Source organism: Vibrio sp. 1-Bac 57 (assembly GCF_037546855.1).
GTDB lineage: Bacteria > Pseudomonadota > Gammaproteobacteria > Enterobacterales > Psychromonadaceae > Psychromonas.
On sequence record NZ_JALAAC010000007.1, the window covers coordinates 76368 to 88311 of the forward strand.

Below are 11944 nucleotides of genomic sequence, written 5' to 3' on the forward strand. Positions count from 1 at the left end.
TCATTTATCCAATATAACTCTTCGAAGAGAATTTTTAGTGTTTTTTACATGCGAAGAGGGCGTTGCTCTGATACCGCCTCGTCAGTCTTAAGTATCCTATCTAATCGCCTGATTATTATTGTATTTCATATCGTATTCGCTGTTCTTATCTATGTATTGAAGATAATTATAGAGAAAAGTCCATTGAACATCGGTGTTGCTTTATAGATTAAAAACAATTGGGTCTGCCTTTTTCCTACTTTCCTTTCTGATAATAGAAAGTAAGAATGAATAGCACGCAAAGCTATTTCGATAAATTATCCAATGCATTTGCTATTTTAATTAAACGGCTGAGAATTTTCTCACCGTCAACGCCAATACCATTATGTTCATATTCATTGGTGATCCAAGCTTTTGACATCGGAATACTCGCTAAGGTTTCTCGCGTATAATCAAGCTCTACAAACATATCATCTGCGTATGCGGCACATGCTAACGGGACTTTGTTTTTACTTAATATGTCAGTGTCGTATAACTTACCCCAATTTTGTTTTTCTGCTAAAAGATTGGCCGCTGGGCGAAGTGCTTTTAATGTTTCTAATTGCTCAAACATCCATGGATAGACCATCTCTCCGGTGAACATGAATGCTTTACCAGATTGGTAATTAAACTGTGAATATTGTTCACGCACACGATGCGCTGACCAATTTGATGCACTTTCTTGGCAATAAATGGATTCATGCAAAATGGCATAGATTGGGTTGGTAAGGTAACCTTGCTCTTGTTGCATCTGATTTAAGAAGCTGTAACTAAGTTGTTTGTGCCCATTGCAGTGTATAAATGCACTTTCTAAAAGATAGTAGAGCGGTAAAGCGGCATTTCCTCGGCCCAAATTAATACCTATTAACTGAAATTGCTCTACTGTGAAGCGTTGTCCGTTGGGTAAGGTAACTTCGTTATTCAGTAAATATTGAGCAATATCACAACACATTTGTTGTGCCGCTGGGAACTGCGCAAAAAAGGCCTTATTTTTATCTGTCGTACGTTGATAAGTTGCATGATAAACATCATCGGTTTGTCGTGTAAGCGAAGGAATGCCACCTGTAACATAGCAACGTAGTAGGCTTTCTGGGAATAATGATAGGTAGGTTAATATACAAAATCCACCAAAGCTTTGCCCTAACGTTGCCCATTGTTTGATATTAAACTTAATGCGAATCGCTTCGGCATCACGCACAATACTGTCGGCTCTAAAGTGTGTTAAATACTCTGCCTGTTCAGTTGCCGATAAGTGAGCCAAAGACGCTTGATTGATCATCGAGCTGTTACCTGTTCCTCGTTGGTCTAATAACAACACTCGATACTCTTGCAATAATCGTTTTAACCAACCCGATTCACCACTTGTACGAGGTGATTGGAAACCGGGACCGCCTTGAAAGAAAACTAACCAGGGTAAATCTTGTTTGTCTTTTTTTACATCTACCAACTCTCGCGCAAAAACAGCAATTTTCTGTCCATCAGAATGGCTATGATCGAGCGGTAATTGAAAGTGGTGTTGACGATATAAGGTTGTTCCATCAATAAAACTTGTTTGCAAAGTACTATCCTTTTTATGAGTTTTTACTCGCGGAGCCTAACAATAGCTTTTGCTATTAATGTTTTTATTAGCACCCGTCATCAATCTATGGTTAACCATGATACTTCAAGATAAAAAAGTCGCAAATAGTCATTATTTACTTTTAAAGTTAATTTAAACCTGATGATTGTAGTGGTAAAGATAGGTATAAAATTTAGCGATGGTCGATGCTGAATGAGCAGTGAACAATATTATTTGGTGTCCTCACTTACTATCCGCTCTTCGCTTAAATCGTTAGTTTACGTGGCCTAGCTTAAACTTTAAAAAGCATCTTGAAATAACATGAGAAAGTTACCTTAAGTAAGGTTGTTTGCTTTACTTTTTTATTATACTTTACAGACCAAATGGATATTAAATGATTAGCCGTCATTGGCATTAGGAGATGGAAGATAAATGTTAAATTTAGAAAACCTAGGTGTATTGAGTTATACGACCTATTTTGTGGGTACGTTATTTATTGTGTTATTGCCTGGTCCTAATTCACTTTATGTTCTTGCGCTTTCTGCTCGACAAGGAGCGCGCCTAGGTTGGGCTGCTTTATTGGGTATTTTGGTCGGCGACTCGATATTGATGCTAGCGACTGCGCTTGGTGCTGTGTCTATTCTGGTAACTTATCCTGCCTTGTTTATGATCATTAAATACGCTGGAGCAGCTTACCTTATCTATATCGGCTATCACTTAATTAAAGATGCCATTACAACGTGGCGCAAAGTCGATACCACTGATTTACAAAGCTCAATTACTGAGAACCGGACTACGGGGGCGAAAGCGTTTAAAAAGTCTTTATTAGTGAGCCTGTTAAACCCTAAAGCTATTTTGTTTTTCCTTTCATTCTTTGCACAGTTTGTTGACCCTAGTTACCCACAACCTGCGGTGCCATTTTTGATATTAGCCCTGACTCTGCAAGCATTGAGCCTCACATATTTAGTGATATTAGTTTATGCAGGACAGAAACTGGCAGAGGGTTTTAGAAAACGTCAAAAAGTAAGTTCAATTTCTGCTGGTGGTGTAGGCGTTGGTTTTGTAGGCTTTGCAATTAAGCTAGCATTAGCGAGTGCAAGTTAGTCACAGAAAGTTAATTTGAGCTTATTGATTCGGAATAGATCATTGTGTGGCTGTGGATTTTGAATTTTTTAATATGTTAGCTAACTTGAATGTTGTTCGTTCGTGAATAAGTTATTTATGGTGGTTTCCCCTTTATATAAATCCTTAAATAAGTCTGTTAATGAATGTTGAGTTATATTAACAGACTTTTATTATTGTATTAATAGGCGTAATAACAAGCCCTTAGTATCATTACTTGAATTTAAGTTATAGCGACTTAAGTTATTTAAATTACTTGGCGTAATACTTATTAATTAACAAAGAAGATGCAGTATTTGATTGCTCTACAATGTTACTGGTTGTTATTTCTTTACTGTCATTGCTATTTATTAATGATCTTGTTGATTGCATAGAAACGGACGATAGTTGAGCAGTTGATGCTTGCTGTAAACTATTACCATCATTAGATTCAAACTCTTCTTCACCATCCGTTTCTTCAGGCGCAGCGTTTGACCATTCATTAACTGTTGTAACTGTTTTTGTGCCATCTTCAAATACTTCAACTTCGAAAACATGCCACCAACGTTTAGCTTCGCCTGTAGGTGGAACAAAAAGGGTTCTTTGCTCATCAAGAATTAGTTCTACTCGTGTTTCTGATGGCTTAATGGCTGTTTCGTTTGAGAAGTTATAAATAGCATATTTATATATCCCAGGTAAGCTGTATTGAGGTACGGTAATTATCTCAGGTCCGTAACTATCGGTATCATCTACATCGAGGTAAATATTTGATCCATTCACTACTACTGTTTGATTGTAATAAGCAATATGAAAACGATTATTTTCATCGCTTGGACCGAAGAAATGACTATCAAGATCATCAGGGTTTAGACCCCATTTCAGCTCTATTTTAGAGGTCGCGTTATCTAGTATTAAACACTCATCGATAGTGGTATTTTGATCCTCTGTATCAATGGTCAGTGTTCTACTTTGTTGGCCTGTATTTGCAGATACAAATACTTGGCTATCCATTTTTGCTGCAATTGAAAAGTAACCATCGGCATCTGAATAAGCAGATGAACGACCATTATAATCTTGTCCTTCAGTGCTAATACGGGCATTACTTATAGCTTCACCTTCCGTGTCAACAACACAACCTCCAATCATAATCGTTTCGTATACTCTATCGGCATTCCAAGTTGTAAAGTGAGAAACTGTACCAACGTAATAATAACCAGAATCCAAGTCCGTTAATGTCGCTACACCTTCCTCTACCCAGATCCCATTAATATTATCGTAATAATACAAAGGCATTGTTTCCGGAAGCGGGGAGCCTGAAGCTGGAATGCGTACTTCTGCTGTTTTTCCATCTGCTAATTTTACTGCTTCACCTGAATCATCAGTAAAGGTTGCAGTAATTGCCCCAAATGATTCAATTGGAACTTCTGCTGAAGGATCTGTTGCACTGGCAGTTACCATTTCACCTGGCATTAAGTCGATATCATTGGTTGGGTCAATGATAAATAGTTCGGATGTAATATTGCCAGTGACAGTCTCACCATTAGCATTAACAAAGCTGTCAGCGTCTATCGAGACTAAAGTATTACCATCCACTTGAAGTTCACTATTTTCAGAAGCTGAAAACACTACTTGAGCATGAATTGGGGGTAAATATAGATTGTTCTCTAAATCAATTTCAGTGCTAGCCACTCTTTTTGATACTTCCGTATAACCCACTGCATCTGAATACAGGATGGCATTATCAAAGATTAAGGTATCTAAAAATTGTAGCTCGAATGAACCATCATCATTACTCATTGTGCTATCAACGACCACTCCGTTAATAGAAAGCTGTACCGATTTTTGAGCGATAGCAGCATTGGTATAATAATCTTTTAAATTACCAGTTACCGATGATTTTCCCTCTTTCTGCTGCACTATTTCTTGATTATTGGATGTATCATTACAGGCAACTAAAGCGCTAGATAGCGCCAACAACATAGCGACTTTTGAGTATTTAAACTTCATGGATTTTAAATTCCTTTTTTAATTTATTGTTGTAATTCAATGAAAGTACTATTTTTTGATTTGGCATTCTATTATAAATTTAATGTATATAATATATTAAAAGTCAGATTTAGGTCATGATTTTAATTATAAGTGATTTATTTAGAAGAGAAAAATATTAAAGTGTAAATGTTGTTTTTTTGACTTTAATGTGTCAAATATTTTTACTTTAAAAAAAATTAGCAAAGAACATGTAAAATTGGTGGATGTAATTATTGCTAAGAGCTTTATATTAAGTGATACAAAGGAAATGATATATTTTCACTTTAAAATATAAATTTTTGGCAATATAGGAGGTAGAGTTCAATTTTCTAGCTGTGATTCAGCAAAGATAAATATTGAGGTGTGCTACTATTTGTTTTGATTTAATCAATTATCTTAAACTGCAAAAACTAACATCATATGGGGAACGAATATGGATGTCACTGCACCTTCAAGTTGGTTTTTTGGATTTAAAAAACATTGTAAAAACCATCCTTATTTAATCTTAATTCTTATTGCCTCTATTGTATTCATTGCTTTGATGATATTGAATTCAGTCTATTCGGATCAACAAGTATTTATTAAGTATGCCTTAATAGGTGGAACCGCTGGTTTTTTAGCGACTGCGATAGGTACATTACCTGCTTTGTTTATTAAAGAGATCCCAAGAAAGTTATCAGACACAATGTTAGGTTTTGCTGCAGGCATGATGTTAGCTGCTGCTGCTTTTTCATTACTATTACCGGGTATTGAAGCTGCCATTGATATTTCTGGCAGTGCTTTCTTGGGTGGGATGATTGTGCTGTTTGGTATGATCATGGGTGTGGCTTTGATGATGGGGTTAGATGAATTTGTACCTCATGAACATTTGGATTCTGGCCCATGTGGTGCAGGGCACGAAGCTTATAGTAGTGCGTGGCTTTTTGTATTTGCGATTGCATTACATAATTTTCCTGAAGGTATGGCGATTGGCGTTGGTTATGCACAAGGTGATTTATCGGTTGGCATCCCATTAACGACAGCTATCGCATTGCAAGATATTCCAGAAGGTTTAGCGGTGGCAGTAACTCTTCGTGCAACGGGGTTTAAAGCAGGGTTCTCTGTATTAATTGCTGCTGCAACTGGGCTACTTGAGCCACTTGGTGCATTATTGGGAGTCAGTTTGGCTGGTGGTTATCTGATTGCTTATCCGATCGGTTTAGGTTTAGCCGGTGCGGCGATGTTATTTGTGGTGTCTCATGAAGTGATCCCCGAAACACATAGTAATGGTAATAAGACGGTGGCCACCATTGGTTTAATGATTGGCTTTGCTCTGATGATGTTATTGGATACTACTCTAGGGTAAATACCAATGGCGCTTATTGACAGTTTATAACTATTTACGCGTCATATTTCGTTTTACGCTTATGACAACTTTACGCTTTATAGGAAACGAGATAATTGGTGACCCAAGTGGGGTTGTATAAGTAGCTATCTACTTAGCTATTTGGGCTAGCTGGCAGGTAATAAGAGCACTGAGTAGGGAAGGTAATGAATACTGATTGAATAGTTGTGCTAAAAAGCGTTCTTAATGGCATTAAGAACGCTTTTATTTTAAACAAAAATAACGCTATGATTATAAACTTTCAGTAAAAGTACGCGTTAATACATCTTGTTGTTGTTCTGGTGTTAATGAGTTAAAACGTACTGCATATCCTGATACTCGAATAGTTAATTGCGGGTATTTTTCAGGGTGTTTAACTGCATCTTCTAATGTTTCACGACGTAGCACATTTACATTTAAGTGCTGTCCGCCTTCCTGTGCAGCAGGTGCTTGAACAGGTACTTCTTTATATTCAATATCACCCAACTCAGCTAATGAAATCACTTGATCTTCAGCGTATGCATTGTCTTTTACACATAAACAACGTGCTTGAGCGTTTTTTTGATCTAATAACCAGAAAGAGTTTAATAATGCTGCGTTATCTGATTTAGTAATCTGGATACCTAAAGCCATGATATTTCCTTAATATTGGTTGAAATAATTAATGTTAATTAAAACGATTAATAGTCATTTTATATCGTAATAAAATTACGATACTGTAAATAAACTATATTTAATATAACGTTTTAATGAATCTACGTCAGATTATATGGCGGGATTTGATTGATGTAAATCAATATTCACTTGTTTTTTGTATGGTTTAATTGTATTTAAATTGAGCGATATCAAGGTGATTTTATAACTTGCTGTTTTTAATGAGATCTTAAATGGAATAATATTGATGTTTCTTTTCAATCGTAAGTGTTAATTAAATGTAACTTAAAAGTTAATATTTAACAAATGCTTATGTGTTATTCTGTATTGAGGTTCTTAAAGGAGAGTGTGCCATGTGCTGGCAAGAGTTTATAAAAAAAGAGCAGCAAAAAACATATTATAAGAATTTGCAGCAATTTATTGATCAAGAGATTACAGCGGGCAAAAGTATTTATCCTAGTGAAGAAGATCGCTTTAAAGCTTTTTCGTTAACTGAGCTAAAAAATACTAAAGTGGTTATTTTAGGTCAAGATCCTTATCACGGAGAAGGGCAGGCCCATGGCCTAAGTTTTTCAGTACCAAAAGGTGTTAAGTTACCGCCTTCTTTACGTAATATTTATAAAGAACTTGCTGATGATTTATGTTGGGATAACTTACCTGAAAATGGTGATTTGAGTGAGTGGGCGAAACAAGGTGTGTTATTAATTAATGCGGTGTTAACCGTTGAAAAAAGTAATGCAGGCAGTCATGCCAAACGAGGTTGGGAGCAATTTACGAATAATGTAATCCAACATATTAATGATAATAATGAAGGGGTCGTATTTTTATTGTGGGGTAGTTATGCAATAAAAAAATCGACTTTGATAGATTCAAACAAGCATCATATTTTAACTGCTGTGCATCCTTCTCCATTATCTGCTTATCGTGGATTTTTTGGTTGCCAGCATTTTTCTAAAACGAATAATTTATTGATTGTGCAAAATAAGACACCAATAAATTGGAAAGCTGACTGATTATACGAATCTAGATTATTAATTGGTTTCTTGATTTACTACAGGTATTTAAATTGTCACTTTGATTATAATTTGACCTTGTTATGAGTGATTAAATACCATCCATATATTGTTCTATTACATTCGAGGCTTAACAAATGATTGCAAAAATTCAACAAGATCACCGCAATATGATGCAGTTATTGCAGGTTCTAGAGGCTAAAGTCAATTTATTAAAAGAAGACAAAGAAATTGATTATCGACTTATTAAATCAATTATCAGTTATCTGAAAAACTATGCGGATAAATACCATCATCCGATGGAAGATCTTATTTATGCTTATTATTTAAAATATCGAGTAGTAAAAGACCAAGTTGCTAATCGTTTGGCCGATGATCATCAACATTTAAAAGTCATGACTCGTGAGTTAGATGATATGTTAGATATCATTTTGTTGGATGCAATTATTCCTAAAGAACTCTTCACTGAAAAATTGGCTCAATTCGTCAGTAATCAAAAGTCGCATTTGAATTATGAAGAGCAAGATATTTTGCCTGCTATCAAAAAAAGTTTAACTGCCGATGATTGGATCCACCTCAGTTTGGAATGGAAACATAACGAATATGCTGACCCACTATTTGGGGCTAACATTAGCCATGAGTTTAAATCTTTAGCGGCACGTATTAACTTAACCTAATTCAACTTAATTTAACCGAACTTAACTTAGTGGTATAACTCTTTTAAGACTAATTCTTTTAAGCCGCTACCTGTACCACTACTACCATTAAGCTAATGGTTAAAAAGACATATTAAATGTTGGCTTAGATTTAAATGATAAGTGTTTAGATAACAGTTTTTCATCTCAATTTTAGACTTCTCAAACTTCAATCTTAGATTCGCATAATAAAGCTTTTCTTCTGATGTAAAAGTGGCATTATGCGCTCCCGTTAAAAGTAGTAAAAAGACAGTCAACAATTGCCTAATAGCTTTGTTGATAAGGCATTTCATCACCCCCAGTTCATGGTGATAAACGCTCTGTCAATTATGCACTCGCTACTTTTTAGTTAACTTATTATCTATTCATACTTATGTTAAGGCCACCACTTTGCTAGCAGCAAAAAAGATCAGAGAAATAGGCGGAAATAAAATAATTGATGAATCTCTATTTGCATTGATCGCAAAAGATATCCATCAACAAGGTTACAGTATTAGACCAACAGCTTTGCCTGAACAGTTAACTGAAACGCTATTTATGCATCAACAGGACATGGAGGCTGATAAGTTTAAAAATGCTGGTATTGGTAGGGGGAAAGAATATTTAAAAAATGAGTTTGTTAGAACCGATGCTATCAGTTGGATAACGGGTGAAAGCGAAGCTGGTAAAGAATGGCTGGAGTGGACAGCTAGTTTTCAACGTTATTTAAATAGACGATTATTTTTAGGATTATTTTCATTTGAAAGCCATTTCGCCCATTACAGTCCTGGCGATTATTACAAACGCCACTATGATGCTTTTAAAGGTGAATCAAATCGCATTTTGTCACTAGTGGTCTATTTTAATAGCCATTGGTTAGCGACTGATGGTGGTGAATTGGTGTTATACAAAAGTGACCATGATAAAGAAGGCATTAAAGTTGTGCCATTAATGGGGACTGTGGTGGCTTTTTTAAGTGAAGAGTTTCCTCATGAGGTGTTAGCGGCGAATCGTGACCGTTATTCTATTGCTGGATGGTTCAGGGTTAATACATCAGTGACAGACCGCGTTGATCCACCACGTTAATTAGTCCTGTTAATGTAAACGATATACTCGTGGTGATTTAAAATACAAAAATCATCACGCCATGAACTGGGCAGGTACTAAGTATACAGTTCAAGGTCTAATGGGGTAAATCGAACCTTTATTGCCATTTTATAACTACAACTAACAGGGTTACCTCGCGACTTGCCACATGGGTCGTTTACTCAAAAATCCCTGTTTGTAAAATCAGGGCGCATTGTAACATTCGATAATGCCTTACAAGATCATCAAGTTATTACTTAGAGTGGCGTTTTGTCTTTTTAGCCTTGTGTGAAAAACAAACAAATTATTAATATTTTACTTTTATTTTCATTGCTAACCCGTCATTACTGGCTTTTCGCTAAAAGCCCCTCTACAATTCGCCGCCAATTTCCGTCTTTATTTGATCCGCTTTGTTAGCTGTCCGCTTTCACGACTTGAGCAATGATCAACAATTATAAGTAGATAATTCATGACTAGTCTCACGACACTACCTAAAAAACGCATTCGCCATGCCAAAGGCCCTTTTGCTATGACCGTTGTTTATAGTTTTACCGGCGCATCTATATTAGCTTCTATTATTTTTTCATTGTTATTATTCTTATCGATTGATGATGGACTGTGGATGCAAGTTTTGTTTGGTTCGTTAGCTGTTATATTTGAATTGGGCAAATTCTTTGCTTGGTACGAGTTTGGGGAGCGTTTAGCAAGGCACAATATTAGCGCTGCTTTTTCCGCTTTTATTTTCTATAGCATTTTAGCCATTATCTCCATTGGCGGTAGTATCGGTGGGATCAATAGTGCAACTAATACTGCGCAGAGCCACTTAGATGTACAAAACAATAAAAAGGCGACATTTGATTTTCAAATTGCGGCCATTGATAAACAGATTGCGCTTAATAATGTTGCAGCAGAAAAATACATTGAGTTAAATCGTATCGTCACTGGTGTTGCGCGTATTCAAAAAGAGAATACTGAATTACGTCAACAACAGTTAGCACTTGCGATTGAACGCGATAAACAACCTGTTGCAAGCCAAGGTTCAGTATTAGGGTTAATCGGTAGTGTGGCAACGGCATTAAATATTGAGACTAAGACTGCACAATTATCACTGGTCATATTTCTATCGGTATTATTAGATTTATTTGCCGCTTTTTTTGTGGGATTAATTGGCGAAGAGCTGCGTTTTACCCGTACCTTAAAATTGCAGCAAGTTGAACAAGATAAGCACTCGTTATCTGACCCCGACTTACTTGATAATACTACAAACCATAAAACGAGCACCTTGTCTCGCAGTGAAGAACTATTACAACAAGCCATTCCATTATTAAGTAGCGGTAGTGTGCGTTGTTCTAAAAAGGCATTATCCGACAAACTAACATTGAATGCTGAAGATACGGATCAAGTGTTTACTGCTTTATTAGCAAAGGGATTAATTAGGCAAAAACCGAATCGCCATTTTGTTTGGCAAGGTGAGGGTGGGCAAAATAGTAATAAACAAAGCGTATCTGAAAAATTACCATCGATGCTTGAACAGGCTGCTTAATCGGTAGCGTTATTTTTAAATAAACGTTACTAGGTTAAGGGTTAATAGGTTCAGGGTTAGTAGGATTTACTTATGCTTGTCAACGCAGTGAGGCTAGCTAATAAACATAAAGTCATCACATAATGATTGCTAATAACTGCTGTCATTCATTTGATTTTAACGATACTAGAGGACCTTTACCCTATTTAATCTATTTTAGGATAAAGGTTTTTTGCTTTGTTATTTAATCTATAACCTATAACTTCTGCAGTGCTTCAATAATATCCGAAGGTTCAGAACGAATACGGTAATCAAGGTCAACAAAACGCCATGTCACTTCACCGTCACTGTTAAGGATAAAGGTTGCGGGAATTGGAATGATATTAGCATTACCATTATTAATGGCTTCTAAGTCTAGTTGACGGTCATTACGCATATGATCCAACAAAAACTCTGGTACTTGCCATGCTACGCCATATTCAGCAGCCACTTTTGCATCTTGATCTGATAATACTGTAAATCCCATATTGTTTATTTCATCGGCAGTTAATGAACCATCGGGTATCTGTGGACTAATTGCGACTAAGGTTGCGCCTAATGCTTGAATGTCTGCTAATTGAGCCTGCAATGCTTTTAGTTGTAGATTGCAGTAAGGGCACCAACTGCCTCGATAAAAAGTGATCACAACAGGGCCTTTTATTAGTAAATCCGCTAGTGAAATAGATTTACCCTGTGCATCAGGAAGTTCAAAATTAGGCGCATTTTTACCCACATCGAGTGCATCTTTACCTTGCTGAAAAGATTTTGCTTGGGCAATAACCTGATCAACACCGGCCATAAAATCAGGATTACCTTTACGTCCAGCTTCTACTTTTGCTTCGGTTTGTTGTTTTAACGTTGTCATATTTTATTCCTGAGTGGTTGATA

Annotated in this window: 10 protein-coding genes; 6 read left to right on the plus strand and 4 right to left on the minus strand. The window is 36.2% G+C overall.

The window, feature by feature from the left end; all coding sequences use genetic code 11:
* Nucleotides 1-283: 283 nt before the first annotated feature.
* Complete coding sequence (locus tag MT391_RS06460) at nt 284-1576, minus strand: alpha/beta fold hydrolase (protein ID WP_499497266.1); 1293 nt, start codon at nt 1574-1576, stop codon at nt 284-286.
* Between the two features lie 432 nt (nt 1577-2008).
* Between MT391_RS06460 and leuE the strand changes: the two genes are divergently transcribed.
* A complete protein-coding gene (gene leuE / locus MT391_RS06465) occupies nt 2009-2680 on the plus strand; it encodes a leucine efflux protein LeuE (protein ID WP_299661172.1) in 672 nt (223 codons plus the stop codon).
* Between the two features lie 270 nt (nt 2681-2950).
* Here leuE and MT391_RS06470 read toward each other — a convergent pair whose 3' ends face one another.
* Nucleotides 2951-4684, minus strand: a complete 1734-nt coding sequence (locus MT391_RS06470) for a hypothetical protein (RefSeq protein WP_499497267.1) — start codon at nt 4682-4684, stop codon at nt 2951-2953.
* A gap of 454 nt (nt 4685-5138) precedes the next feature.
* Here MT391_RS06470 and MT391_RS06475 point away from each other — a divergent pair, with 454 nt between their 5' ends.
* Complete coding sequence (locus tag MT391_RS06475) at nt 5139-6050, plus strand: ZIP family metal transporter (RefSeq protein WP_166372025.1); 912 nt, start codon at nt 5139-5141, stop codon at nt 6048-6050.
* Between the two features lie 270 nt (nt 6051-6320).
* Here MT391_RS06475 and grcA read toward each other — a convergent pair whose 3' ends face one another.
* Entirely contained in the window at nt 6321-6701 is a 381-nt protein-coding gene (gene grcA, locus MT391_RS06480) for an autonomous glycyl radical cofactor GrcA (RefSeq protein ID WP_166372026.1), read from the minus strand.
* Between the two features lie 374 nt (nt 6702-7075).
* Between grcA and ung the strand changes: the two genes are divergently transcribed.
* The 4 genes from ung (at nt 7076) to MT391_RS06500 (ending at nt 11038) form a co-directional block, all read left to right on the plus strand.
* Nucleotides 7076-7735 carry a uracil-DNA glycosylase gene (gene ung / locus MT391_RS06485; protein ID WP_166372027.1) on the plus strand — a complete coding sequence of 220 codons (660 nt, stop codon included), beginning with the start codon at nt 7076-7078 and terminating at the stop codon, nt 7733-7735.
* Between the two features lie 137 nt (nt 7736-7872).
* A complete protein-coding gene (locus MT391_RS06490; protein ID WP_499497268.1) occupies nt 7873-8412 on the plus strand; it encodes a hemerythrin domain-containing protein in 540 nt (179 codons plus the stop codon).
* 408 nt (nt 8413-8820) lie between these two features.
* Nucleotides 8821-9495, plus strand: coding sequence for a 2OG-Fe(II) oxygenase (locus MT391_RS06495; protein ID WP_205963057.1), 675 nt, complete (start codon nt 8821-8823; stop codon nt 9493-9495).
* Between the two features lie 469 nt (nt 9496-9964).
* Nucleotides 9965-11038, plus strand: coding sequence for a Preprotein translocase subunit SecY (locus MT391_RS06500; protein ID WP_499497269.1), 1074 nt, complete (start codon nt 9965-9967; stop codon nt 11036-11038).
* Nucleotides 11039-11273: 235 nt separating this feature from the next.
* Here MT391_RS06500 and MT391_RS06505 read toward each other — a convergent pair whose 3' ends face one another.
* Nucleotides 11274-11921 carry a peroxiredoxin-like family protein gene (locus MT391_RS06505; protein WP_499497270.1) on the minus strand — a complete coding sequence of 216 codons (648 nt, stop codon included), beginning with the start codon at nt 11919-11921 and terminating at the stop codon, nt 11274-11276.
* Nucleotides 11922-11944: the final 23 nt, after the last annotated feature.

Coding starts and splice junctions, on each gene's coding strand:
- MT391_RS06490 (WP_499497268.1), top strand. CDS start 7,873: ATGATTGCAAAAATTCAACAAGATCACCGCAATATGATGCAGTTATTG.
- MT391_RS06505 (WP_499497270.1), bottom strand. CDS start 11,921: ATGACAACGTTAAAACAACAAACCGAAGCAAAAGTAGAAGCTGGACGT.
- ung (WP_166372027.1), top strand. CDS start 7,076: ATGTGCTGGCAAGAGTTTATAAAAAAAGAGCAGCAAAAAACATATTAT.
- grcA (WP_166372026.1), bottom strand. CDS start 6,701: ATGGCTTTAGGTATCCAGATTACTAAATCAGATAACGCAGCATTATTA.
- MT391_RS06470 (WP_499497267.1), bottom strand. CDS start 4,684: ATGAAGTTTAAATACTCAAAAGTCGCTATGTTGTTGGCGCTATCTAGC.
- MT391_RS06500 (WP_499497269.1), top strand. CDS start 9,965: ATGACTAGTCTCACGACACTACCTAAAAAACGCATTCGCCATGCCAAA.
- leuE (WP_299661172.1), top strand. CDS start 2,009: ATGTTAAATTTAGAAAACCTAGGTGTATTGAGTTATACGACCTATTTT.
- MT391_RS06475 (WP_166372025.1), top strand. CDS start 5,139: ATGGATGTCACTGCACCTTCAAGTTGGTTTTTTGGATTTAAAAAACAT.